Annotated in this window: 22 protein-coding genes and 1 pseudogene; 17 read left to right on the top strand and 6 right to left on the bottom strand. The window is 61.4% G+C overall.

All coding sequences use genetic code 11. The features are described from left to right. Positions 1-17 precede the first annotated feature (17 nt). From PverR02_RS06660 to PverR02_RS06645, 4 genes are all read left to right on the top strand, one after another. Positions 18-2,720, top strand: coding sequence for a [protein-PII] uridylyltransferase (locus PverR02_RS06660; RefSeq protein WP_046384468.1), 2,703 nt, complete (start codon positions 18-20; stop codon positions 2,718-2,720). Between the two features lie 39 nt (positions 2,721-2,759). Continuing rightward, a complete protein-coding gene (dapC, locus tag PverR02_RS06655) occupies positions 2,760-3,959 on the top strand; it encodes a succinyldiaminopimelate transaminase (RefSeq protein ID WP_046490180.1) in 1,200 nt (399 codons plus the stop codon). Positions 3,960-4,048: 89 nt separating this feature from the next. Beyond that, positions 4,049-4,762, top strand: a complete 714-nt coding sequence (locus tag PverR02_RS06650) for a M12 family metallopeptidase (RefSeq protein ID WP_079442987.1) — start codon at positions 4,049-4,051, stop codon at positions 4,760-4,762. 113 nt (positions 4,763-4,875) lie between these two features. After that, the gene (locus PverR02_RS06645) at positions 4,876-5,658 is read left to right on the top strand and encodes a M12 family metallopeptidase (RefSeq protein WP_079442986.1); all 783 of its coding nucleotides are present in this window, start codon (positions 4,876-4,878) and stop codon (positions 5,656-5,658) included. A 44-nt stretch (positions 5,659-5,702) separates the two neighbouring features. On the opposite strand, the gene PverR02_RS06640 is transcribed toward PverR02_RS06645, so the two are convergent. Continuing rightward, the gene (locus PverR02_RS06640; RefSeq protein ID WP_046384470.1) at positions 5,703-7,346 is read right to left on the bottom strand and encodes a Na+/H+ antiporter; all 1,644 of its coding nucleotides are present in this window, start codon (positions 7,344-7,346) and stop codon (positions 5,703-5,705) included. A 212-nt stretch (positions 7,347-7,558) separates the two neighbouring features. On the opposite strand from PverR02_RS06640, the gene PverR02_RS06635 reads away from it, so the two are divergent. The 4 genes from PverR02_RS06635 (at position 7,559) to PverR02_RS06620 (ending at position 10,662) form a co-directional block, all read left to right on the top strand. Then, the gene (locus PverR02_RS06635) at positions 7,559-7,921 is read left to right on the top strand and encodes an ArsC family reductase (protein WP_026139766.1); all 363 of its coding nucleotides are present in this window, start codon (positions 7,559-7,561) and stop codon (positions 7,919-7,921) included. Positions 7,922-7,953: 32 nt separating this feature from the next. After that, positions 7,954-8,988, top strand: a complete 1,035-nt coding sequence (gene dapD / locus PverR02_RS06630; RefSeq protein WP_046490174.1) for a 2,3,4,5-tetrahydropyridine-2,6-dicarboxylate N-succinyltransferase — start codon at positions 7,954-7,956, stop codon at positions 8,986-8,988. Between the two features lie 64 nt (positions 8,989-9,052). After that, entirely contained in the window at positions 9,053-10,258 is a 1,206-nt protein-coding gene (locus PverR02_RS06625) for an aminotransferase class V-fold PLP-dependent enzyme (protein WP_079442985.1), read from the top strand. Further along, positions 10,255-10,662 (top strand): SufE family protein, encoded by a 408-nt coding sequence (locus PverR02_RS06620; protein WP_079442984.1) that lies wholly within the window; start codon positions 10,255-10,257, stop codon positions 10,660-10,662. The genes PverR02_RS06625 and PverR02_RS06620 overlap by 4 nt, the downstream gene beginning before the upstream one ends. Positions 10,663-10,784: 122 nt before the next feature. Here the strand turns inward: PverR02_RS06620 and tcdA are convergent, their stop codons facing one another. Further along, positions 10,785-11,594 (bottom strand): tRNA cyclic N6-threonylcarbamoyladenosine(37) synthase TcdA, encoded by an 810-nt coding sequence (gene tcdA, locus PverR02_RS06615; RefSeq protein WP_407691834.1) that lies wholly within the window; start codon positions 11,592-11,594, stop codon positions 10,785-10,787. 218 nt (positions 11,595-11,812) lie between these two features. On the opposite strand from tcdA, the gene PverR02_RS06610 reads away from it, so the two are divergent. Next, positions 11,813-14,404, top strand: a complete 2,592-nt coding sequence (locus tag PverR02_RS06610) for a glycosyltransferase (RefSeq protein WP_046384473.1) — start codon at positions 11,813-11,815, stop codon at positions 14,402-14,404. Between the two features lie 68 nt (positions 14,405-14,472). Here PverR02_RS06610 and PverR02_RS32495 read toward each other — a convergent pair. Beyond that, positions 14,473-14,577 (bottom strand): annotated as a pseudogene (locus PverR02_RS32495) (outer membrane lipoprotein carrier protein LolA); the annotation flags it as partial. Between the two features lie 53 nt (positions 14,578-14,630). Between PverR02_RS32495 and dapE the strand changes: the two are divergent. From dapE to PverR02_RS06595, 3 genes are all read left to right on the top strand, one after another. Further along, positions 14,631-15,782, top strand: coding sequence for a succinyl-diaminopimelate desuccinylase (gene dapE, locus PverR02_RS06605; RefSeq protein WP_046384474.1), 1,152 nt, complete (start codon positions 14,631-14,633; stop codon positions 15,780-15,782). Further along, complete coding sequence (locus PverR02_RS06600; RefSeq protein WP_017844726.1) at positions 15,782-16,591, top strand: putative RNA methyltransferase; 810 nt, start codon at positions 15,782-15,784, stop codon at positions 16,589-16,591. Before dapE ends, PverR02_RS06600 begins: the two co-directional genes overlap by 1 nt. Before the next feature lie 71 nt (positions 16,592-16,662). Further along, positions 16,663-17,040, top strand: coding sequence for a hypothetical protein (locus tag PverR02_RS06595; RefSeq protein ID WP_079442982.1), 378 nt, complete (start codon positions 16,663-16,665; stop codon positions 17,038-17,040). Between the two features lie 143 nt (positions 17,041-17,183). Here PverR02_RS06595 and PverR02_RS06590 read toward each other — a convergent pair whose 3' ends face one another. Continuing rightward, positions 17,184-17,393: a cold-shock protein gene (locus tag PverR02_RS06590; protein ID WP_017844724.1), complete on the bottom strand. Its 210-nt coding sequence runs from the start codon at positions 17,391-17,393 to the stop codon at positions 17,184-17,186. Between the two features lie 180 nt (positions 17,394-17,573). On the opposite strand from PverR02_RS06590, the gene plsB reads away from it, so the two are divergent. From plsB to PverR02_RS06575, 3 genes are read left to right on the top strand one after another with little or no spacing between them, the layout of a single operon-like run. Continuing rightward, positions 17,574-20,093, top strand: a complete 2,520-nt coding sequence (plsB, locus tag PverR02_RS06585; RefSeq protein ID WP_046384476.1) for a glycerol-3-phosphate 1-O-acyltransferase PlsB — start codon at positions 17,574-17,576, stop codon at positions 20,091-20,093. A gap of 50 nt (positions 20,094-20,143) precedes the next feature. Continuing rightward, a complete protein-coding gene (locus tag PverR02_RS06580) occupies positions 20,144-20,545 on the top strand; it encodes a YbaY family lipoprotein (protein WP_046384477.1) in 402 nt (133 codons plus the stop codon). 27 nt (positions 20,546-20,572) lie between these two features. Then, positions 20,573-21,262: a DUF4197 domain-containing protein gene (locus PverR02_RS06575; RefSeq protein WP_017844721.1), complete on the top strand. Its 690-nt coding sequence runs from the start codon at positions 20,573-20,575 to the stop codon at positions 21,260-21,262. Positions 21,263-21,739: 477 nt separating this feature from the next. Here PverR02_RS06575 and PverR02_RS06570 read toward each other — a convergent pair whose 3' ends face one another. Beyond that, positions 21,740-22,333: a LysE family translocator gene (locus tag PverR02_RS06570; protein WP_057004712.1), complete on the bottom strand. Its 594-nt coding sequence runs from the start codon at positions 22,331-22,333 to the stop codon at positions 21,740-21,742. Positions 22,334-22,382: 49 nt separating this feature from the next. After that, complete coding sequence (locus PverR02_RS06565) at positions 22,383-23,000, bottom strand: LysE family translocator (protein ID WP_079442981.1); 618 nt, start codon at positions 22,998-23,000, stop codon at positions 22,383-22,385. Positions 23,001-23,053: 53 nt separating this feature from the next. Here PverR02_RS06565 and PverR02_RS32185 point away from each other — a divergent pair, with 53 nt between their 5' ends. Both PverR02_RS32185 and PverR02_RS06560 read left to right on the top strand, forming a co-directional pair. Continuing rightward, complete coding sequence (locus PverR02_RS32185) at positions 23,054-23,209, top strand: hypothetical protein (RefSeq protein ID WP_161493715.1); 156 nt, start codon at positions 23,054-23,056, stop codon at positions 23,207-23,209. Positions 23,210-23,405: 196 nt separating this feature from the next. Beyond that, complete coding sequence (locus PverR02_RS06560; protein ID WP_046490157.1) at positions 23,406-23,861, top strand: Lrp/AsnC family transcriptional regulator; 456 nt, start codon at positions 23,406-23,408, stop codon at positions 23,859-23,861. The last annotated feature ends 52 nt before the right edge of the window (positions 23,862-23,913 follow it).

Genomic DNA, 23,913 nt, shown 5'->3' with positions numbered 1-23,913 from the left:
GAAAGGAAAGCCGAACGATGCCCCAGGTGGATCCCGAACTCTTCGACCGTGGCCAGTTCCAGGCCGAACTGGCGCTGAAGGCCAGCCCTATCGCCGCCTTCAAGAAGGCTATCCGCCAGGCCCGCGAGGTGCTCGACGAGCGCTTTCGCAGCGGCCGGGACATCCGTCGGCTGATCGAGGACCGTGCCTGGTTCGTCGATAACATCCTGCAAAAGGCCTGGGAACAGTTCAGTTGGAGCGAAGACGCCGATATCGCCCTGGTGGCGGTCGGCGGCTACGGTCGCGGCGAGCTGCACCCCTACTCGGACATCGACCTGCTGATCCTGCTGGACAGCGCCGACCATGAGATCTTTCGCGATTCCATCGAGCGTTTTCTGACGCTGCTGTGGGACATCGGCCTGGAAGTCGGCCAGAGCGTGCGCTCGGTGGCCGAATGCGGCGAAGAAGCCCGCGCCGACCTCACCGTCATCACCAACCTGATGGAAAGCCGCACCATCGCCGGTCCCGAGCGTCTGCGCCAACGCATGCTCGAAGTCACCAGCACCGCGCACATGTGGCCGAGCAAGGAGTTCTTCCTGGCCAAGCGCGCCGAGCAGAAAGCCCGGCACCACAAGTACAACGACACCGAATACAACCTGGAACCCAACGTCAAAGGCTCCCCCGGGGGCTTGCGCGATATCCAGACGATTTTGTGGGTCGCCCGTCGCCAGTACGGCACCCTGAACCTGCGCGCCCTGGCCGGTGAAGGCTTTCTGGTGGAAAGCGAAAACGCCCTGCTCGCCTCGTCCCAGGAATTCCTCTGGAAAGTGCGCTACGCCCTGCACATGCTCGCCGGGCGCGCCGAAGACCGCCTGCTGTTCGACCATCAGCGCTCCATCGCCACCCTGCTGGGTTTCGAGGGCGAAGACGCGAAGACCAGCATCGAAAGTTTCATGCAGCAGTACTACCGGGTGGTCATGAGCATCGCCCAGCTCAGCGACCTGATCATCCAGCACTTCGAAGAAGTGATCCTGGCCCCGGAAGACGAAGCGCCGCCGCAGCCGATCAACCCGCGTTTCCAGCTGCACGACGGCTATATCGAGGCGCGCAACGACAACGTGTTCCGCCGCACGCCGTTTGCCATGCTGGAAATTTTCGTGCTGATGGCCCAGCAGCCGGAAATCAAAGGCGTGCGCGCCGACACGATTCGCCTGCTGCGAGAAAACCGTCACCTGATCGACGATGACTTTCGCAACGACATCCGCAACACCAGCCTGTTCATCGAGCTGTTCAAGTGCAAGATCGGCATCCACCGCAACCTGCGGCGGATGAACCGCTACGGCATCCTCGGGCGTTACCTGCCGGAGTTCGGTTTTATCGTCGGGCAGATGCAGCACGACCTGTTCCACATCTACACCGTCGACGCCCACACCCTGAACCTGATCAAGCACCTGCGTAAGCTGCAGTACACCCAGGTGTCAGAGAAATTCCCGCTGGCCAGTAAGCTGATGGCCAAGCTGCCCAAACCCGAACTGATCTACCTGGCCGGCCTGTACCACGACATCGGCAAAGGCCGCCACGGCGATCACTCGGAAGTCGGTGCAGTCGATGCCGAGGCGTTCTGCCAGCGTCACCAGTTGCCGTTGTGGGACAGCCGCCTGATTGTCTGGCTGGTGCAGAACCATCTGGTGATGTCGACGACCGCCCAGCGCAAGGACCTGTCCGACCCGCAGGTGATCCACGACTTCGCCGGGATCGTCGGCGATGAAACCCGTCTCGACTACCTGTATGTGCTGACGGTTTCCGATATCAATGCCACCAACCCGACCCTCTGGAACTCCTGGCGCGCGAGCCTGTTGCGCCAGCTGTACACCGAGACCAAGCGCGCCCTGCGCCGGGGCCTGGAAAACCCGGTGGACCGCGAAGAACAGATCCGCCGCACCCAAAGCGCGGCCCTGGATATCCTGGTGCGCGGCGGCAACGACCCGGACGACGTCGAACAATTGTGGTCGCAACTGGGCGACGATTACTTCCTGCGCCACACCGCCGGCGACGTGGCCTGGCACAGCGATGCAATCCTGCAGCAACCGGCCGATGGCGGCCCGCTGGTGCTGATCAAAGAGACGACCCAACGCGAGTTCGAAGGCGGCACGCAGATTTTCATCTACGCCCCCGACCAGCACGACTTCTTCGCCGTGACCGTAGCGGCCATGGACCAGCTCAACCTGAACATCCACGACGCCCGGGTCATCACCTCCAGCAGCCAGTTCACCCTCGACACCTACATCGTGCTCGACACCGAGGGCGAGTCCATCGGCGATAACCCGGCGCGGGTGAAAAAGATCCGCGAAGGCCTGACCGAAGCCTTGCGCAACCCAGACGACTACCCGACCATCATCCAGCGCCGCGTGCCACGCCAGCTCAAGCATTTTGCGTTTGCGCCCCAGGTGACCATTTCCAACGACGCCCAGCGCCCGGTAACCGTGCTGGAACTCAGCGCGCCGGATCGCCCGGGCCTGCTGGCGCGGATCGGCGGGATTTTCCTGGAGTTCGACCTGTCGTTGCAGAACGCCAAGATTGCGACCCTCGGCGAGCGCGTGGAAGACGTGTTCTTCATTACCGACGCCGACAACCAGCCGCTGTCCGACCCCGAACTGTGCCGCCGCCTGCAGGATGCAATCGTCCAGCAGTTGAGCGTTCACCAGGAGCCCGGGGTCGAGCTGACGCGCCTGACGATTTGATACCCGCCCAGTTTTTAACGCCTTGCACGAGATCCACCGATGAACAACGCCCTGAACCAGTTGCAGCCCTACCCGTTCGAAAAATTGCGCGCCCTGCTCGGCAGCGTCACGCCGAACCCGGACAAACGTCCGATCGCGCTGTCCATCGGCGAGCCCAAGCATAAATCGCCGACCTTCGTCGCCGAGGCGTTGAGCAATAACCTCGACCAGATGGCGGTGTACCCGACCACCCTGGGCATTGCGGCGCTGCGCGAAGCCATCGCGGCCTGGTGCGAACGCCGCTTCAATGTACCCAAGGGCTGGCTGGACCCGGCGCGTAACATCCTGCCGGTCAACGGCACCCGCGAGGCACTGTTCGCCTTCACCCAAGCCGTGGTCAATCGCAGTGACGACGCGCTGGTGGTAAGCCCGAACCCGTTCTACCAGATATATGAAGGCGCGGCGTTCCTGGCCGGCGCCAAGCCGCACTACCTGCCGTGCCTGGACGCCAATGGCTTCAACCCGGATTTCGACGCCGTGTCGCCAGACGTCTGGAAGCGCTGCCAGATCCTGTTCCTGTGCTCCCCCGGCAACCCGACCGGCGCGCTGATCCCGGTCGACACGCTGAAAAAGCTCATCGCCCTGGCCGACGAATACGACTTCGTGATTGCCGCCGACGAGTGCTACAGCGAGCTGTACTTCGACGAACAAAGCCCGCCGCCGGGCCTGTTGAGCGCCTGCGTCGAACTCGGCCGCCAGGACTTCAAACGCTGCGTGGTGTTCCACAGCCTGTCCAAGCGCTCCAACCTGCCGGGCCTGCGTTCCGGCTTCGTGGCCGGCGACGCCGACATCCTCAAGGCCTTCCTGCTGTACCGCACCTACCACGGCTGCGCGATGCCCGTGCAAACCCAACTGGCAAGCATCGCCGCCTGGCAGGACGAAGCCCACGTCCAGGCCAACCGCGACCTGTATCGGGAAAAATTCGACGCCGTGCTGGCGATCCTCAAGCCGGTGCTGGACGTACAAGCCCCCGATGGTGGTTTCTACCTGTGGCCGAATGTTGAGGGTGACGACGCCGCCTTCTGTCGCGATCTGTTTGTGCAAGAACACGTGACCGTAGTACCCGGCTCGTACCTGTCGCGGGAGGTGGACGGCGTCAACCCAGGCGCCGGGCGCGTTCGCATGGCATTGGTTGCACCACTGGCGGAGTGCGTGGAAGCGGCTGAGCGCATTCGCGATTTCATTCAACGCAGGAAGTAACCTCGCCACATCCCGCACTGTGCCGCACAGTGCGGGAACCTTGTTCACTCGCTCACCACCAATAGGCAAACTTCCTACGAGTAATGCCTATGAGCCTAATCACCCCGTCGCTCGCCCCTCCCCCCGCTTATGAGCCGCTCCCGGATAACCACACCTCCCCTCCCGAATCCGCCGGGCGAACCAAAAGAGGCATCGCCGACAGCGACAAGCGCTGGCCGGCCGGCGTGGTCACCGTTGCGCTCGACCTGAGCAGCGAAAAAAGCAAAGCGCTGGTGGTGGACGCTATCCGCGAATGGGCCCACCACACGCCGGCCCTGCGCTTCAATATCGTCGAAGGCAAGACGGGCGATATTCGTATTTCTGACGATGAAGGGCTCAAGGGCAATTGGTCCGCCATTGGCACAGAGGCCAAGCGCATCGATGAAGATCAACCCACGATGCACCTCAACCGGACCGACGACTCGAAGAAGTTGCGCAGTACGGCCCTGCACGAATTCGGCCACGCCCTCGGGTTATTGCACGAACACCAACACCCGCAGAACAGCCTGGATTGGGACAGCCCCCAAGTATATGACTACTACACCAGCGACTCTTTCAACGAAGCCATGGTACGCGAGCATATCCTTGAGCCAGACAACCGGCCCGGCCTGCAGATCACCCCATACGATCCACAGTCCGTGATGCATTATGAAATTCCGGCAGCATTGAGGCGCAACGGCCAGGCCATTCCTAAAAACACAACCCTTTCCGCGGGCGACAAGCAAACGATCAGAACGCTGTACCCCCCGGTCAACCCGACGTAGCGGGCCCAGGAGTAAACATCGGCTCACGTATTCACTCAACACCGCCAGGAACTTTCCTGCAATTGGCACGAATCAACCAGTGTCTCGTCTCGACCTGCCGCAGGAAACGCTCAATGATAAACCCCGCCCCCGAAGCCTCGTATCAGCCTGGCACGCACTGGTCGCCTGGCGAAAGCACCGATAGCGCTACGCCAACGCACAGTCTTTCGAGACGTCGACGCAATGTCGGCGAGCCGGGCAAATACTGGCCCCAGAACACTACGCTCACGATCGCCATGTATGAGTATGGGGTGGACGACGAATACGTGCTGGCCGTGAAAAAAGCCGCCAGCCGTTGGCTGCCCCATATCAACCTGAAGTTTGATTTTGTCTCGGGGGCGAGAGGCGATATCCGTATTGCGCAGAATCCGCCGGGCGATAACGGCGGCGCTTCATCCATAGGCACCGATGCGCGCAACATTCCGTTCGGGCTGCCGACCATGAGCCTGCCCATGGATCACAACGCGCCCCGCTTCGAAGACACCGTCCTGCATGAATTCGGGCATATGCTCGGTGCCCATCACGCCCACCAGCACCCCGATGCCAACATTCCGTGGAACCGTGAAACCATCCACCAGACCTACCGCAACACCCCCAACCCGCATGAGGTGGAGGACAACGTCCTGCCGCTGACTCGCAGCAGCGCTTATGACTTGCTGCCTTATGACCCTGACTCGGTCATGCACTACGCTGTCAGCCCGGACCAGACCAATGGAAAGCGGGCGCACAGCGAGAACAGGTCACTGAGTGACGGAGACATTGCCTGGGCCAAAAAAACCTACCCTCAAGCGGCGCCCATGCCCGCCGTGATCCGTCATCCACGCTTTCGTGATGCCGACTCAGACTGCACCGTTTAAAACACTGCACACTCAGCGCCGGCGGCACGGCGGCCCCCAATTGCCTACTTCGGCGACCCCAGGTTCGCCTCACTCATGTCCAGATCGTCCAACACCTCCCTCAACACGTCATCCCCAATCCGGTGATGACGGCTCAGGCTATACAACTCCAAGCGCTGCGCCCGCAGCGCCTTGAGCCGTAGCTTTCGCTCCAGCTGGTCCATCTGCGACGCCAGTGCCTGGGCTTCGGCGGAGTCGTTGAAGACGTCCAGCTGATGCCGGTATTCCGACATCAGTCGTGCCTTCAGTTCGGTAGCCAGTGCGGCCTGGGCAGCGTCCGCGGGAGCGCTCTCGGTGGGTTCTTCCACCTCAAGCGCATGGATCGCCGCCACGGCGGTCTTTTTCCACGCCTCGCGCACTTCATTGTGGTGTTTTTCATCGGGGCTTTTTTCAATGCCGCGCAGCAGCAGCGGCAACGCAATACAGGCAGCGATGAGCGACAACAGGATCACCCCGGCCGCGATAAAGATCAGCAGATCGCGTTCCGGGAACGCCTTGCCCGGCGCCAGCAGCAAGGGCACCGACATCACACCGGCCAACGTCACCGCCCCGCGCACACCGCCCACGGTCAACAGCCAGCAGGAACGCGCCGTCGGCACCAGGGTAAGCTCGCTTTTCCCACGCAGGCGCCGGAGCACGCCCGACAGACGCCAGATGCTTTGTACCCAGATGAAGCGTAATACCAACAACACCAGGAAGATCGCGACCACGTCCAGGCAGCGATACAGCAGGGTCGGCCACAGCGTGGTTTCATGACTCACCACCGCCTTGATGATGTCCGGCAGTTGCAACCCCAATAGCAGGAAGATCAAGCCATTGAAGGCAAACTCCAGCAGCGACCAGACGCTGCGATTGAGCAAGCGCGTGCTGGTCTGGCGGGGCAGCAGGTCCAGCCAGCTTTGCATCATGCCCGCCGCCACAGCCGAAAGAATCCCCGATGCGCCCAGGCGTTCGGCCAGAACATAGGCGGCGAACGGCAGCAGCAACATGAACACAACGTGGGTGGCCGGGTCGTCCCAGCCTCGCGCAATCATCCAGACACGCAAGCGCCCCACCAGCCAGCTCAACGCGATCCCGACCGCCAGACCGCCGATGGCCACCAGTACAAAGGTCAGGCTGGCATCCGCCAGGGAAAACACCCCGGTCAAGGCTGCCACCAGGGCGAACTTGAAGGTCACCAGGCCCGAGGCATCGTTCATCAAGGCTTCGCCCTGGAGCATATGCATCAACGGCGTGGGTAAACGGTTCTGGGAAATGGCCGACACCGCCACGGCGTCCGTCGGCGACAACACCGCCGCCAAGGCAAAGGCCACCGGCAATGGAATCGAAGGCAATAACCAATGAATGAAGTAGCCGGCGCCGACCACGGTGAACAACACCAGCCCCACTGCCAACGTCAGAATCGGCCCGCGCAGGCGCCACAGTTCACGCTTAGGCATACGCCAGCCATCGGAGAACAACAGCGGCGGCAGGAACAGAAACAGGAACAACTCCGGGTCCAGCGCGACATGCAGCCCCAGCGTGGGCCAGGCCAGCAAGGCCCCGGCGGCAATCTGCACCAGCGGTAACGGCAGTGGGATGACTCGCCAGACCAGCCGCGAAACGCTGACCAGCATCAGCAAGATAAGAACGGTGTAGGCGGTTTGCATAACGCGGTTTTCCCGGACAATCGACTTGCAACGACACACATCAGGCAACAACTCACCATTGAAGTGCCATATTAGCCGCCTATGCTGCGCGATGGCTTTCGCACAATAGTCGCACGGGGCAATCCACGCTAGAGACGAGCGGCACCCAAACCCGCTGGTCGTGGCATAATCCCAGACCTTTCATCTTCATTGGTCCAAAGGGGGGCAATTCCTTGACCGTATCAAGTAAAACCTTGCACCTTTTCGGCATCAAAGCCTGCGACACCATGAAAAAAGCCCGCACCTGGCTCGACGAGCACGGCGTGAGCTACGAGTTCCATGACTACAAAACCGTCGGTATCGACCGCGAACACTTGACCCAATGGTGCAACGAGCACGGTTGGCAGGTGGTTTTGAACCGTGCGGGCACCACCTTTCGCAAACTCGAAGACGAACGCAAAGCCGATCTCGATCAGTCGAAAGCCATTGAATTGATGCTCGCACAACCCTCGATGATCAAGCGCCCGGTGCTTGATCTCGGAGACAGAACCCTGATTGGCTTCAAGCCAGATACTTATTCGGCAGCCCTCAAGTAGGCCGGCCATCCCATTTTTGTAGAGGTAACAGCATGTCCAATTCCCTGTTCAGCCTGGGCTTCGGCGTCGGCACTCAGAACCGCCAAGGTGCTTGGCTGGAAGTGTTTTACGCACAACCCGTACTCAACCCGTCGGCAGAAGTCGTCGCCGCCATCGCGCCGATCCTCGGTTACAGCGAAGGCAACCAGGCGATCACCTTCACCGTCGCCCAAGCCCTGCAACTGGCTGACGCGCTCAAAGGCGTCGACGCGACCCAGGCAGCCCTGCTGACCCGCCTGGCTGAAAGCCATACCCCGCTGGTCGCCACCCTGCTGGCCGAAGACGCCGCACTGACTTCCACGCCTGAGGCCTACCTCAAGCTGCACCTGCTGTCCCACCGCCTGGTCAAGCCCCACGGTCTGAGCCTGGCCGGTGTATTCGCGCAACTGCCGAACGTGGCCTGGACCAGCCAGGGCGCGATCGACATCAATGAGCTGGCCGAACGCCAACTCGAAGCGCGCCTGCGTGGCGAGCTGCTGGAAGTGTTCTCGGTGGACAAGTTCCCGAAAATGACCGATTACGTCGTACCCAGCGGCGTGCGTATCGCTGACGCCGCGCGTATCCGCCTGGGCGCCTACGTGGGCGAAGGCACCACCGTGATGCACGAAGGTTTCGTCAACTTCAACGCTGGCACCGAAGGCCCGGGCATGATCGAAGGCCGTGTCTCGGCCGGCGTATTTGTCGGCAAGGGTTCGGACCTGGGCGGCGGTTGCTCCACCATGGGCACCTTGTCGGGTGGCGGCAACATCGTGATCAAGGTCGGCGAAGGCTGCCTGATCGGCGCCAACGCCGGTATCGGTATCCCGCTGGGCGACCGCAACACCGTGGAATCGGGCCTGTATGTCACCGCCGGGACCAAGGTTGCCCTGCTCGACGAGCGCAACCAGCTGGTTAAAGTGGTCAAGGCGCGCGAGCTGGCCGGCCAGCCGGACCTGCTGTTCCGCCGTAACTCCGAGACCGGTGCCGTGGAGTGCAAAACCCACAAGTCGGCCATCGAACTGAACGAAGCGCTGCACGCTCACAACTAAGCAGCGACTCGATGCCACTCGCGGGCCCCGATCCTGGGGCCCGTTTATACGAGTCTTGAACACCATGCTTGTGCCCTCTCCCTGGCGCGTCGACTTTCCGGCCATCGCCGCCCTGCAACGGCAAGACCAGACCTATCTGGACAGCGCCGCCACCGCGCAAAAACCTCAAGCCCTGTTGGACGCGATCAGCCATTACTACGCCAATGGCGCCGCCAACGTTCACCGTGCCCAGCATTTGCCGGGCGCCCACGCGACCCAGGCTTTCGAGGACAGTCGCAACAAGGTCGCGCAGTGGTTGAATGCAGGAGACAGCGGGCACATCGTCTTCACTCATGGCGCGACGTCGGCGCTGAACCTCTTGGCCTACGGCCTCGAGCACTTATTCAATGCGGGCGATGAACTAGTCATCAGCGCCCTGGAACACCACGCCAACCTGCTGCCCTGGCAGCAACTGGCCAAACGTCGCGCGCTGGAACTGGTGATCCTGCCGGTTGGCGACGACGGTATGATCGACCTTCAGGCCGCCGCCACGCTGATCGGCCCGCGCACGCGCCTGCTGGCGGTGAGCCAACTGTCCAACGTGCTGGGCACCTGGCAACCGCTGGAACCCTTGCTGGCCATGGCCAAGGCCGAGGGCGCGCTGACCGTGGTCGATGGCGCCCAGGGCATCGTCCACGGCCGCCACGACGTACAAGCGCTGGGCTGCGACTTCTACGTATTTTCCAGCCACAAACTCTACGGCCCGGACGGCGTCGGCGTGCTGTACGGCCGCACCCAAGCCCTGCAACAGCTGCGCCACTGGCAGTTCGGCGGCGAAATGGTGCAACAGGCCGATTACCACAGCGCCAGCTTCCGCCCCGCGCCGCTGGGGTTCGAGGCCGGCACCCCACCGATTGCCAGCGTGATCGGCCTGGGCGCCAGCCTGGATTACCTCAATTCACTGGATCAACCGGCGCTCATCGCCCACGAAGCCGCCCTGCACGAGTACCTGTTGCGCGGGCTGAAAGCGCGCAATGGCGTGCGCGTACTGGGCGCGCCGCAGGTGGCGTTGGTCAGTTTTGTGGTGGAAGGCGTGCATAACGCCGATCTTGCGCACTTGCTGACCGAACAGGGCATTGCCGTGCGCGCCGGCCATCATTGCGCAATGCCGCTGCTCAAGGCGATGCACTTGTCGGGAGCGATTCGCGTGTCCCTGGCGCTGTACAACAATTCCGATGATCTGGAGCGATTCTTCGAAGCGCTGGACCAGGCCCTGGATATGCTGCGATGAGCCTGCCGTCCGAGGCTGTCGGCGCGCTTGAGTCGTTTCAGGCAGTGGGCAGTTGGGAGCAACGCGCGCGCCTGCTGATGCAATGGGGCGAACGGCTGCCGCCGCTGGCGGACGAAGACAAGGTCGAGGCCAATCTGGTGCAGGGCTGCGAGAGCCTGGTATGGCTGGTCGGGCGTTTATCCGACGGCCACTGGCAGTTCGCCGCCAGCAGCGAAGCGCGCATGATCCGTGGGCTGGTGGCGTTGCTGCTGGCGCGGGTCAACGGGCTGTCGGCCGCCGAGTTGCAGGCGGTCGACTTGCCGGACTGGTTCAATCAACTGGGGCTGTCCCGCCAGTTGTCGCCGTCGCGCAGCAATGGCCTGAACGCCGTGCTGCAGCGCATGCGCGAACTAAGCCGTACATAAAACCCAATGTGGGAGGGGGCTTGCCCCCGATAGCGGTGGTTCAATCAATGTATTCAGTGACAGGCACTCTGCTATCGGGAGCAAGCCCCCTCCCACATTTGAATGGTGCAAGGCCTTAAGGTTTAAGAAGGTTTGACCCGATCGGAAGGCCGGCGCACCCCGGCCACGATCTTGTCCACCGCCTTGGTCGCCGCCACCATGCCGAAGGTAGCCGTCACCATCATCACCGCGCCAAACCCGCCGGCGCAGTCCAGCTTCACGCCGTCGCCGACAAAACTCTTCTGCAAGCAGATGCTGCCGTCCGGCTTCGGATAGCGCAGTTGCTCGGTGGAAAACACACACGGCACGCTGTAATGGCGGGTCACCGTGCGCGAGAAGCCATAGTCACGGCGCAGGGTGGAGCGCACTTTCGAGGCCAGCGGGTCGTTGAAGGTGCGGTTCAGGTCGCAGACCTGGATCAACGTCGGGTCGATCTGCCCGCCAGCGCCGCCGGTGGTGATGATCTGGATCTTGCGGCGCTTGCACCAGGCGATCAGTGCCGCCTTGGCGTTGACGGCGTCGATGCAGTCGATCACGCAGTCTATGTTGGGGGTGATGTACTCGGCCATGGTCTCGCGGGTCACGAAATCCGCCACGGCATGCACCATGCAGTCCGGATTGATGCCGCGCAGGCGCTCAGCCATCACCTCGACCTTGGGCTTGCCCACGGTGCTGTCGAGGGCATGCAACTGACGGTTGCTGTTGCTGACGCAGACATCATCCAAATCAAACAACGAGATCTCGCCCACCCCACAACGGGCGATGGCTTCCGCCGCCCATGAGCCTACGCCGCCGACGCCGACGATCGCCACATGGGCCGCTTTCAAGCGCTCCAGGCCTTCAATGCCATACAAGCGGGCGACGCCTGCAAACCGCGGATCTTCTGTACTCATGACCATTACCCCAAAAACCGGCGCGCATTATAGGGCTTTGCCAGGACAAGTTCGAAACTTCGCGATACACGTAAAGAACTTAGCTGGAGATTCGCGGACTAACGTCCGGCTTTTCTCAGTCTGCTGTACGCTCAGGGAAGGGCCGGTGTAGGATGCGCGCCGTTCGGCGTAGGCCGACACCTCTTTTCGTTCCACACCTTTTGGAACCCGAAATAGCCATGTCATCGCGTAAATTTGGACTCAACCTGGTGGTGGTGCTGGCAATTGCCGCGCTGTTCACCGGCTTCTGGGCGCTGATCAACCGCCCGGTCACTGCCCCCAACTGGCCTGAACAGATCTCCGGTTTTTCCTACTCGCCGTTTCAACAAGGCCAGTACCCACAGAAAGACCAGTACCCGACCGACGACCAGATGCGTCGCGATCTGGAGATCATGAGCAAGTTGACGGACAACATCCGGACCTACTCGGTCGACGGCACTCTGGAAGACATCCCCAAGCTGGCGGAAGAGTTCGGCCTGCGCGTCACCCTGGGGATCTGGATCAGCCCGGACCTGGAACGCAACGAACGCGAGATCCAGCGCGCCATCGAGATCGCCAACAGCTCGCGCAGCGTCGTGCGCGTGGTGGTCGGCAACGAAGCGTTGTTCCGTAAAGAGATCACCCCCGAAGCACTGATCGTGTTGCTGGATCGCGTGCGCGCGGCCGTCAAGGTGCCGGTGACCACCTCCGAGCAATGGCACATCTGGGAGCACAACCCACAACTGGCCAAGCACGTCGACTTGATCGCCGCGCACATCCTGCCGTACTGGGAACATATTCCGGTGGACCAGGCGGGCCAATTCGTACTCGACCGCGCACGGGATCTGAAGAAGACCTTCCCGAAAAAGCCGCTGCTGCTGTCGGAAGTCGGCTGGCCGAGCAACGGCCGCATGCGTGGCGGTGCTGATGCGTCTCCCGCCGACCAGGCAATTTACCTGCGCACGCTGGTGAACAAGCTGAACCGCCAGGGCTTCAACTACTTCGTGATCGAGGCCTTCGACCAACCGTGGAAAGCCAGCGACGAAGGCTCGGTCGGCGCCTACTGGGGCGTGTACAACGCCGCGCGTCAGCAGAAATTCAACTTCGAAGGGCCGGTGGTCGCGATCCCGCAATGGCGCGTGCTGGCCATCGGTTCGGTGGTGCTTGCACTGCTGTCGTTAACCCTGCTGATGATCGACGGCTCGGCCCTGCGCCAACGCGGCCGGACCTTCCTGACCTTTATCGCGTTCCTGTGCGGTTCGGTGCTGGTGTGGATCGGCTACGACTACAGCCAGCAATACAGCACCTGGTTCAGCCTGACGGTCGGCTTCCTCCTGGCGCTCGGCGCCCTGGGCGTGTTTATCGTGCTGCTGGCCGAAGCCCATGAACTGGCGGAAGCGGTCTGGACCCACAAACGTCGGCGTGAATTCCTGCCGGTCGTGGGGGACTCGGACTACCGCCCGAAAGTGTCGATCCATGTGCCGTGCTACAACGAGCCGCCAGAGATGGTCAAACAGACCCTCGATGCCCTGGCCGCCCTCGACTACCCGGACTACGAAGTCCTGATCATCGACAACAACACCAAGGACCCGGCGGTGTGGGAACCGGTGCGCGACTACTGCGCAACCCTGGGCCCGCGCTTCAAGTTCTTCCACGTCGCGCCCCTGGCCGGTTTCAAGGGCGGCGCGTTGAACTACCTGATCCCGCACACCGCCAAGGATGCCGAAGTGATCGCGGTGATCGACTCGGACTACTGCGTGTCGCCGAACTGGCTCAAGCACATGGTGCCGCACTTCGCCGACCCGAAAATCGCCGTGGTGCAGTCGCCGCAGGATTATCGCGACCAGAACGAAAGCACCTTCAAGAAGCTCTGCTACGCCGAATACAAAGGCTTCTTCCATATCGGCATGGTCACCCGCAACGACCGCGACGCGATCATCCAGCACGGCACCATGACCATGACCCGTCGCTCGGTGCTCGAAGAGCTGGGCTGGGCCGACTGGTGCATCTGCGAAGACGCCGAACTCGGCCTGCGCGTGTTCGAGAAAGGCCTGTCGGCCGCGTATTACCACGAAAGCTACGGCAAGGGCCTGATGCCCGACACCTTCATCGACTTCAAGAAACAGCGTTTCCGCTGGGCCTATGGCGCGATCCAGATCATCAAGCGTCACACCGCCAGCCTGCTGCGCGGCAAGGACACTGAGCTGACCCGTGGCCAGCGCTACCACTTCCTCGCGGGCTGGTTGCCGTGGGTCGCGGATGGCATGAACATCTTCTTCACCGTCGGCGCGCTGTTGTGGTCGGCGGCGATGATCATCGTGCCGACCCGGGTCGACCCGCCGTTGCTGATTTTCGCGATCCCGCCGTTGGCGTTGTTCGTGTTCAAGGTGGGCAAGATCATCTTCCTGTACCGTCGTGCCGTGGGGGTTAACCTCAAGGATGCGTTCTGTGCGGCGCTGGCCGGCCTGGCGTTGTCCCACACCATCGCCAAAGCGGTGCTGTATGGCTTCTTCACCACCAGCATTCCGTTCTTTCGTACACCGAAAAACGCGGATAACCACGGCTTCTGGGTAGCGATTTCCGAAGCCCGCGAAGAGATGTTCATCATGCTGCTGTTGTGGGGCGCGGCGCTGGGGATCTACCTGGTGCAGGGCCTGCCGAGCGCCGACATGCGCTTCTGGGTGGTGATGCTGCTGGTGCAGTCGCTGCCGTATGTGGCGGCGTTGATCATGGCGTTCCTGTCGTCGCTGCCGAAACCGGCGCCGAAGGCAGAGCCGGCCACAGCGCTGTAAAAACGTATGCAATGCACTAAACGGCGGCCTCTGGCCGCCGTTTTGCTATAAGATAACGGCCGTTTTGTAAGCCTTGCACATATCACTGTAGGAGCGAGCTTGCTCGCGAAAAACGCAAGAGCACCGCGTTCATTCAAGATGTTCGCGTGATCGTTGACGATTTTCGCGAGCAAGCTCGCTCCTACAGTCAATTAGAACGTCGCCGCCTCGATTTCCGGAGTTTCCCATGACGGCCCATGCCGACCTTTCGCCGACCCTTCAACTTGCCATCGACCTGATCCGCCGCCCCTCGGTGACGCCGATCGACGCCGATTGCCAGAAGCTGATGATGCAGCGCCTGGGCGACGCCGGTTTCCAGCTTGAGCCGATGCGTATCGAAAACGTAGATAACTTCTGGGCCACCCACGGCAAGCACGACGGCCCGGTGCTGTGCTTTGCCGGCCACACCGACGTGGTCCCGACCGGGCCGGTACAGGCCTGGCAGAACGATCCGTTCGACGCGCTGATCGACGACCACGGCATGCTCTGCGGCCGCGGCGCGGCGGACATGAAAGGCAGCCTGGCGGCGATGCTGGTGGCGTCGGAGCGCTTCGTGCAGGACTACCCGGACCACAAGGGCTCGGTGGCCTTTCTGATCACCAGCGATGAAGAAGGCCCGGCGCACCACGGCACCAAGGCCGTGATCGAACGCCTGGCCGCGCGCAAGGAGCGTCTGGACTGGTGCATCGTCGGCGAACCGTCCAGCACCAGCCTGGTCGGCGATGTGGTCAAGAACGGCCGTCGCGGCTCCCTCGGCGCCACCCTGACCGTGCGCGGCGTGCAAGGTCACGTGGCCTACCCGCACCTGGCGAAGAACCCGATCCACCTGGCTGCCCCGGCACTGGCGGAACTGGCCGCCGAGCATTGGGACGACGGCAACACCTTCTTCCCGCCGACCAGCTTCCAGATCTCCAACCTCAACGCCGGCACCGGCGCGACCAACGTGATCCCCGGTGACCTGACAGCGGTGTTCAACTTCCGCTTCTCTACCGAATCCACCGTGGAAGGCCTGCAACAGCGCGTTGCCGCGATCCTCGACAAACACGGCCTGGACTGGCACGTAGACTGGGCGCTGTCCGGCCTGCCGTTCCTCACCGAACCGGGGGCCTTGCTCGATGCGGTGTCCGCCAGCATCAAGGCGGTCACCGGTCGTGAGACCCAGGCGTCCACCAGCGGCGGTACGTCCGACGGACGCTTCATCGCGACCCTCGGCACCCAGGTGGTCGAGTTGGGCCCGGTCAACGCGACGATCCATCAGGTCAACGAACGCATTCTGGCCAGCGACCTCGACGTGCTGACCGAGATCTACTACCAGACCCTGATCAAGTTGCTCGCCTGATGCTGGCCTGTCCCATTTGCAGTGCACCGCTCCACGCGGTGGACAATGGCGTGGCGTGCCCGGTCGGACACCGTTTCGACCGCGCGCGCCAGGGTTACCTGAACCTGTTGCCGGTGCAGCACAAAAACAGCCGCGACCCGGGCGACAACCTCGCCATGGTCGAGGCGCGCCGCGACTTCCTCAACGCCGGCCACTACGCCCCGGTGGCCAAGCGCCTGGCGCAACTGGCCGCGCAACAAGCACCGCAGCGCTGGGTGGACATCGGTTGTGGCGAGGGTTACTACACCGCACAAATCGCCGACGCCCTGCCCCACGCCGATGGCTATGCCCTGGATATCTCCAAGGAAGCGGTCAAGCGTGCGTGCAAGCGCAACCCGGCACTGACCTGGTTGATCGCCAGCATGGCCCGCGTGCCGTTGGCCGATGCCAGCTGCCAGTTTCTCGCCAGCGTGTTCAGCCCGTTGGACTGGCAAGAGGCCAAACGCCTGCTCAGCCCCGGCGGCGGCTTGATGAAAGTCGGCCCGACCCGCGGTCACCTGATGGAGCTGCGCGAGCGCCTGTACGACGAAGTGCGCGAGTACACCGACGACAAACACCTGGCCCTGGTGCCGGACGGCATGAGCCTTGCGCACAGCGAAACCCTCGAGTTCACGCTGAGCCTGGCGGACCCGAAAGACCGTGCCAACCTGCTGGCCATGACCCCTCACGGCTGGCGCGCCAGCGCCGAGCGCCGCACCGAGGTAATCGAGCATGCCGAGCCGCTGCGGGTCAGCGTATCAATGCGCTACGATTATTTCGTGCTTCAATAACCGACTTTTCGGGCACTCCGCCCACCCTGAATCCGCGAATGGATTTTCGAATCCCGCAACGAGGAACATCCATGCGCCAACCTGATATCGAGATTTACCTGAAGGACGCCGACGTCGACCACAAGGCCATCGCCGCCTGGCTGGGCGCCGCCCTTGGCCCTTGCACCGCCTGGGTCCAGCGCGGCCAGACCTACAAGTGCACGGCCGGCGACGTGCCTGTCACCTGGCTGCCCAAGGCGGTAGGCAAATGGAACAGCCTGTACCTGGAAAGCGATCAGACCCCGTGGGAAGACGACATCGCCTGCGCCCGCGCCGCCTTTGCCGCGCTGAACGTCGAAGTGCGTTGCGCACCGGGCAGCTGGGTTGAGGAAGAAGGCGAGGAAAGCGCCGACACCTGGATTCGCATCAGCAAGGATGGTGAAGAACAGATCACCTGGAAAACCACCTAATCCGCAATTGCGAACCCAATCAAATGTGGGAGGGGGCTTGCCCCCGATCGCGGTGGGCCAGTCAATACATTTAGTGACTGATCCAACGCGATCGGGAGCAAGCCCCCTCCCACATGGGTTCTACGGTGTAACAAAAACCCGCATTACAAACCCACCACATCCTCTGCCTGCAAGCCCTTCTCGCCGCTCACCACGGCGTACTCCACCTGCTGGCCTTCGGCCAGGGAACGGTGCCCTTCACCGCGGATGGCGCGGTAGTGTACGAACACATCCTTGCCGTCTTCACGCTGAATAAAGCCATATCCCTTGGCATCGTTGAACCACTTCACATTACCGGTTTCGCGCGTTGTCATCTGTTCACTCCCACATGATTGTTATTGTCGAGTCGGTCGCGTTGAACTGCCGAGTATAAGACAGGCTCAAAAACGATCAACTCAACTTTACATCGCTGCTTTTTTGCCGATTTTCGGTGAATACGGCACACTACCCACCCGAGCACCTGCTCGGTTTTTTCCACTTGAAGCAGCTCGCCTATGACCCGCTCCCCGTTCCGCCGTCTGGTGTTTGGCACCTTGCGCCGACTGTTGTACCTCTGGGTTCGCTCAGAGACGATCAACCAGTCGTCCCTTACCCTTAACCTCGACCGCAGCCGGCCGGTGTTCTACGTCCTGCAATCACCCTCCCTCACCGAATTGGCCGTGGTCGATACCGAGTGCACCAAGGCCGGCCTGCCGCGCCCGGTGCTGCCGGTAGCGGTCGGGCCGTTGCTGGAACCCGCGGCGTTCTTCTACCTCACGCCAGAGCCGGACTGGCTCGGCCGCCAGGACAAACGCGGCGCGCCGCCGACCCTGACCCGCCTGGTCAATACCCTCAGCGCGCACGCACAAGAGAATGCACAAATCATTCCGGTCAGCGTGTTCTGGGGACAGTCGCCCGACAGCGAGTCCAGCCCATGGAAACTGCTGTTCGCCGACAGCTGGGCCGTCACCGGGCGCCTGCGCCGGCTGCTGAGCATCCTGATCCTGGGGCGCAAGACCCGCGTCCAATTCTCCGCGCCTATCAACCTGCGTGAATTGATCGAGCACAATAAAGGCCACGAACGCACCGTTCGCATGGCCCAACGCATCCTGCGCGTACACTTTCGCAACCTGAAAACCGCAGTGATCGGCCCCGACCTGTCCCACCGCCGCAACCTGGTGAAGGGCTTGGTGAATATGCCGCTGGTGCGCCAGGCCATCCTCGATGAAGCCGAACGCGAGAAGATCAGCCCGGAAAAAGCCAAGGCCCTGGCCCTGCGCTACGGCAACGAAATCGCCTCGGACTACACCTACACCGCGATCCGCTTCCTGGAAGTGGTGCTGAGCTGGTTCTGGAACAAGATCTACGACGGCATCAAGGTCAATAACATCGAGGGTGTGCAACAGGTTGCCCAGGGTTACGAGGTGATCTATGTACCCTGCCACCGCAGCCATATCGACTACCTGCTGCTGTCCTACCTGCTGTTCAAGAACGGCCTGACCCCACCGCACATCGCCGCCGGCATCAACCTGAACATGCCGGTGATCGGCAGCCTGCTGCGCCGCGGCGGTGCGTTTTTCATGCGCCGCACCTTCAAGGGCAACCCGCTGTACACCTCGGTGTTCAACGAATACCTGCACACCCTGTTCACCAAGGGTTTCCCGGTGGAGTACTTCGTCGAAGGCGGACGCTCGCGCACCGGGCGCATGCTGCAACCGAAAACCGGCATGCTGGCGATCACGTTGCGCAGCTTCCTGCGCTCCTCGCGCATGCCGATCGTGTTCGTGCCGGTGTATATCGGTTACGAGCGTGTGCTCGAAGGCCGTACCTACCTCGGTGAGCTGCGCGGCGCGAGCAAGAAGAAAGAGTCGATCTTCGATATTTTCAAGGTGGTCGGTGCGCTCAAGCAGCGCTTTGGCCAGGTCGCGGTCAACTTCGGCGAACCGATCAAACTGGCGCAATTCCTCGACGCCGAACAACCGGGCTGGCGTGCCCAGGAACTGGGCCCGCACTACAAACCGGCGTGGCTCAACCAAACCACCAACCGCCTCGGCGAGCGGGTGGCGCGCCATTTGAACGAAGCGGCGGCGATCAACCCGGTGAACCTGGTGGCCCTGGCGCTGCTGTCGACCACGCGCCTGGCCCTGGACGAACAGGCCATGGCCCGCCAGTTGGACCTGTACCTGGCGCTGCTGCGCCGGGTGCCCTACTCACCGCATACCACCCTGCCCGAAGGGGATGGCATGGCGTTGATCAAGCACGTCAAGGACATGAACCTGCTGTCGGAACAGAGTGATGCCCTCGGCAAGATTCTGTACCTGGACGAGCAGAACGCCGTCCTGATGACCTACTACCGCAACAACGTGCTGCATATCTTTGCCTTGCCGGCGCTGCTGGCGAGCTTCTTCCAGAGCAGCTCGCGGATGAGCCGCGAGCAGATTCTGCGCTACACCCGTGCGCTGTACCCATACCTGCAGTCAGAGCTGTTTATCCGCTGGTCGCTGGAGGAATTGGACACGGTGATCGACCAGTGGCTGGAGGCGTTTGTCGAACAAGGCCTGCTGCGTTTCGAGAACAACGTGTACCTGCGCCCGGCGCCGAGTTCGCGGCACTTTGTGCTGCTGACACTGCTGTCCAAGAGCATCGCCCAGACCCTGCAACGCTTCTACATGGCGATTTCGCTGCTGCTCAACAGCGGCCGGAACAGCATCAGCGCCGAAGAGCTGGAAGACCTGTGTACGATCATGGCCCAGCGTCTATCGATCCTGCATGGCCTCAATGCCCCGGAGTTCTTCGACAAGAGCCTTTTCCGACATTTTATTCAGACGTTGCTGGAGCAAGATGTGCTGCGCCGCGACGAAGCCGGCAAGTTGAGCTATCACGACCTGCTCGGCGAACTGGCTGAAGGCGCGGCGAAACGGGTGCTGCCGGCTGAGATTCGCCTGTCGATCCGCCAGGTTGCCCTGCACCGCGTCGACGGCGCGGCCGAAGCGCCGGTCGAAGCCGAAGCCCGCAAACCGGAAGAAAGCCGCTAAATTGAATAAGGCGTCGCTGGGTTACGGCGCCGTTGAAAAGGAGCTGCACCATGAAAAAGATCATCCTCCTGGGCCTGACCGCCCTGCTCGGCGCCTGCCATTCCATGAATCCCGCGCCCAAGGCCAGCCTCGATGGCGAAGTGTTCTACCTGCAACGCATCGCGCTGCCGCCGACAGCCATCTTGAGCGTCAGCCTGCAGGACGTATCGCTGATGGACGCGCCGGCCGTGACCCTGGCCGAACAGAAAGGCCCGGTCAAAGGCCAGGTGCCATTGCCGTTCCACTTGAGCTATGACCCGGCCCAGGTCAAGCCGGGCCACAGTTACTCGGTCAGCGCTCGCATCGAAGTGGAGGGCAAGCTACTGTTCATCACCACCGAGCGGCACCCTGTGCAACTCAATGGCCAAGACGTTCAACCGCTGCGCCTGCGGGTTGATGCGGTCGCACACTGATTATTTCCAGATCATAAGGAAGCGCCCATGCTCCGTAATTCCCTTCGTCTCACCGCCCTGTGCGCCGGCCTGCTGCTCGGTGCCAACGCCATGGCCCTGGATCTTGGCAGCCTGTCCCAGGGCGACGCCGCCGGCGGCCTCAAGGATGCATTGACCCAAGGCGCACAGATCGCCGTGAAACAACTGGGTGTACCGGGTGGTTTCAGCAACAACCCCGACGTCAAGATCGGCCTGCCGGGAAAACTGGGCAAAGTCGCCGACAAGCTGAAGATGTTCGGCATGGGTGACCAGGTCGAGCAGCTGGAAACCAGCATGAACAAAGCCGCCGAAACCGCCGTGACCCAGGCCCAGCCAATCCTGGTCAACGCGGTGAAAAACATGAGCGTGAGCGATGCCAAGGGCATTCTCACCGGCGGCCAGGATTCGGCCACCCAGTACCTGAACAAAAGCAGCCGCGAAGCCATCCGCGCCAAGTTCCTGCCGATCGTCAAGGCCGCCACCGACAAGGTCGGCGTGGCGCAGCAGTACAACGCGCTGGCCGGCAAGGCCGCGGCGTTTGGCGCGGTCGATGCCAAAAGTGCCAACGTCGAAAACTATGTGACCGAACAAGCGCTGGATGGTTTGTTCAAGATGATTGCGCAGCAGGAAGAGACCATTCGCAAAAACCCGGCGGCAGCGGCGACCAGTCTGGCGAAGAAGGTGTTTGGCGCGCTGTAACGCCACGCGACCTGAGCTGAAAAAAAGGCCCTGACATCGTCAGGGCCTTGATTTTTCGCCGAACCGTCTATCAGGCCCCCGAACCAGGCGCCGCACGCTCACGCCCGGCAGCGTCGATGAGTAGGCTCAATAGTGGATGTGCGACGCTCGTCGGGCACCACCGTGAGACATGTGTGAGTGATGAGAGCTGGACGACGACGCATTGAAGTTATGGCTATCGTTGTTGATATTAATATTGATATCGCGATTGGCGTTTGGCTGATTCTGTCCAAACATATTTCCCAGCCCAAGCATCGAGCCCGCGACTTGCATCGGTAACGCCAGCAAAGGTAGTAAAAGCATACACACTCCTTCCTATTCAGATTAGCGCCAACTCACTGCCCCGCATCTCATACACGGGAACCGCTCGGTCGACTAATCCTGTGTGGAAGCAAGGGCAAAAATGGTTCCGTCCTGCGTGTGAAATACTGCCTCGCGTCAGTTGAAAATAGAATCGGCCAGGCGCCCCAATAGAACCGTGGCAAAACACCCGATGACCATCGAGGTTGCCCGGTTGATTCTCAACGGCGTCAGCCACGCCTTTTGCCCCCCTTCGAACCGACTGCCCAGCAAGATCCAGGCAAACCCTACAGGTATCACCACCAACGCGAGCGTGGTCATGAACCGGGCGTACCCTTGCAACGTGGCAAATGCGCTGATCGGCGCAATAAACGAAACAATCAGCAGGCCCTTGGGGTTCATCACCGTCAGCCAGAAGAAGTGCAGCCCAGAGAAACGGTCCGTACCTGGGTCGACGGCTGTGCTCTTGCGCTGCCACAACGTGAAGGACAGTTGGAGCAGATAGCAGATGGCAGCCGTCTGCGTCACTTTCACGACCCAGGGGGACCAGGCCGACACATAGAACAACACCGCCCCCCAAACAGAGACCTGAAGCAGGTACGCCAGGCATTCGATAAATGCCATGCGCCATGATGCTGCAAACCCAAACAGAACCCCTGCGCGCATTAACAGGGTATTGGTCGGTCCAGGCACGACCAGTAATAACACCAGAGCAGACACAGTCCCAAACATGAAAACTATCCTCGGGCGGAACTATTCAATGGTCTTCCCAGCGAAAGTGCTATTGCGTCAGCGTGATTGACCAGGCGACCGTCGCGACCATCAAAATCGCGAAGCTTACGTTAAGTCGTCGGCTCCAAGTGGGGTGGATGAATAACTTGCGCATTCGACTGCCGGCAAAGAGCCACAGAACGTCGAATACCACACACACCAGCAGACAGATCAAGGCTTTCGCACCTTGCTCCCAGGCAGGTGCGGCGCCCAGGGTGAAACTGCCCAGCAACGCGGCGAATGCGGCATAGGCCTTGATATTCGCCACACCCAGCACAAACCCGGCGCCCCAGCCCGGCGTGATCACGGACTGCTCATCCCTGATGGGCGGCGCGGTAGCAATCTGGTAGGCCAGCCACACAATATAAACAATGGAGATGACCGTCAGTGCCGTCGCCAGCATCGGAAAACTGTGCAGAACCACATAGAGGCCGGAAGCAACCAATGCCATCGCGATCACCAGGCCCAACGTGATCCCCACGAAAAACCGAGTTGAACGCCTCATGCCATAAGCAGCCCCACTCGCCGCCAGCGCCAGGGTCGCCGGGCCTGGACTGGCAAGCAGCGCGATGGCGGCGACGGCGAAGGTAAATATCGCCTGGTAAACGGACAGTGCAATGTCGGGCATACGCTTCCCCTTTGAAGAACATTCGTGACGGCTTAGCGAGGCAGCCCGTGTTCATGGCAGTAGTAGACGGCTCTGTGGTTTTTCATGAAGTCGATCACGCCATTGGATCCTCTTATGTCGGGCAAACTCATGACGCAGCAAAAATACTTTTTCGGCAGGAAAGTTATTACCGTGAAGTTATTGCAAGCGAGCTTGCATCAAGTATGTAGTTCATCTCGCGCCTCGACAATATAGATAAAGTTGCAATAGAAACATCACAACACGGCGTTAAGTGAGCGGCGCAATATTGCAGGGCCCGCTGATCAAACAATAGGTGGGCACCTTGAAAAGGTCTATTCTTTTTTCATCCGTGTATGGTATGTAAGATTTTCACGCGATTTCATCAAAATTCGTAAGGTCCATCTAATGAAAAAGCTTACAAAGGGCGACCAGACACTTGACCCTATTGATCGCGCGCTGATTGTCGCCCTCCACCAGAACGCCCGCGCGTCTATTCGCGCCCTCGGCCGACAGGTGGGGTTATCGGCCCCCGGCTGCAGCGAACGCCTCAAGCGTCTGGAAGGGTCGGGGGTCATCAGCGGGTTCAGCGTGGAGTTGGACGCCCAGGCCCTGGGCTTTGCATTGCAAGCGCTGGTCAGGGTTAAACCCCTGACTGGAAAATTCCAACAGGTTGAACAGTTGCTCGCGCAAATGGCTGAATGTGTGGTGTGCTACAAAATCACCGGGGACGACAGTTTTGTCTGCCATCTTTATATCGACTCAGTTGCCCACCTGGACCTGACCCTTCAAAAGATCGCCCCCCTGGCCGACACTAATACATCGATTATAAAAACCGTCGAGAAGAAACTGCCGGCCCTCTGATTAGTCTTGTGGGAGATATCCTGGCGCTATTAACCGCTGTCGCGGCTTCAGG

Origin of the sequence: Pseudomonas veronii (assembly GCF_002028325.1) — a bacterium.
GTDB lineage: Bacteria > Pseudomonadota > Gammaproteobacteria > Pseudomonadales > Pseudomonadaceae > Aquipseudomonas > Aquipseudomonas veronii.
Note: the sequence above shows the minus strand (reverse complement) of the source record. Positions and strands in the feature narration are given on the sequence as shown.

Coding starts and splice junctions, on each gene's coding strand:
- PverR02_RS06660 (WP_046384468.1), top strand. CDS start 18: ATGCCCCAGGTGGATCCCGAACTCTTCGACCGTGGCCAGTTCCAGGCC.
- dapC (WP_046490180.1), top strand. CDS start 2,760: ATGAACAACGCCCTGAACCAGTTGCAGCCCTACCCGTTCGAAAAATTG.
- PverR02_RS06650 (WP_079442987.1), top strand. CDS start 4,049: ATGAGCCTAATCACCCCGTCGCTCGCCCCTCCCCCCGCTTATGAGCCG.
- PverR02_RS06645 (WP_079442986.1), top strand. CDS start 4,876: ATGATAAACCCCGCCCCCGAAGCCTCGTATCAGCCTGGCACGCACTGG.
- PverR02_RS06640 (WP_046384470.1), bottom strand. CDS start 7,346: ATGCAAACCGCCTACACCGTTCTTATCTTGCTGATGCTGGTCAGCGTT.
- dapD (WP_046490174.1), top strand. CDS start 7,954: ATGTCCAATTCCCTGTTCAGCCTGGGCTTCGGCGTCGGCACTCAGAAC.
- PverR02_RS06625 (WP_079442985.1), top strand. CDS start 9,053: ATGCTTGTGCCCTCTCCCTGGCGCGTCGACTTTCCGGCCATCGCCGCC.
- PverR02_RS06620 (WP_079442984.1), top strand. CDS start 10,255: ATGAGCCTGCCGTCCGAGGCTGTCGGCGCGCTTGAGTCGTTTCAGGCA.
- tcdA (WP_407691834.1), bottom strand. CDS start 11,594: ATGAGTACAGAAGATCCGCGGTTTGCAGGCGTCGCCCGCTTGTATGGC.
- PverR02_RS06610 (WP_046384473.1), top strand. CDS start 11,813: ATGTCATCGCGTAAATTTGGACTCAACCTGGTGGTGGTGCTGGCAATT.
- dapE (WP_046384474.1), top strand. CDS start 14,631: ATGACGGCCCATGCCGACCTTTCGCCGACCCTTCAACTTGCCATCGAC.
- PverR02_RS06600 (WP_017844726.1), top strand. CDS start 15,782: ATGCTGGCCTGTCCCATTTGCAGTGCACCGCTCCACGCGGTGGACAAT.
- PverR02_RS06595 (WP_079442982.1), top strand. CDS start 16,663: ATGCGCCAACCTGATATCGAGATTTACCTGAAGGACGCCGACGTCGAC.
- PverR02_RS06590 (WP_017844724.1), bottom strand. CDS start 17,393: ATGACAACGCGCGAAACCGGTAATGTGAAGTGGTTCAACGATGCCAAG.
- plsB (WP_046384476.1), top strand. CDS start 17,574: ATGACCCGCTCCCCGTTCCGCCGTCTGGTGTTTGGCACCTTGCGCCGA.
- PverR02_RS06580 (WP_046384477.1), top strand. CDS start 20,144: ATGAAAAAGATCATCCTCCTGGGCCTGACCGCCCTGCTCGGCGCCTGC.
- PverR02_RS06575 (WP_017844721.1), top strand. CDS start 20,573: ATGCTCCGTAATTCCCTTCGTCTCACCGCCCTGTGCGCCGGCCTGCTG.
- PverR02_RS06570 (WP_057004712.1), bottom strand. CDS start 22,333: ATGTTTGGGACTGTGTCTGCTCTGGTGTTATTACTGGTCGTGCCTGGA.
- PverR02_RS06565 (WP_079442981.1), bottom strand. CDS start 23,000: ATGCCCGACATTGCACTGTCCGTTTACCAGGCGATATTTACCTTCGCC.
- PverR02_RS32185 (WP_161493715.1), top strand. CDS start 23,054: ATGGCAGTAGTAGACGGCTCTGTGGTTTTTCATGAAGTCGATCACGCC.
- PverR02_RS06560 (WP_046490157.1), top strand. CDS start 23,406: ATGAAAAAGCTTACAAAGGGCGACCAGACACTTGACCCTATTGATCGC.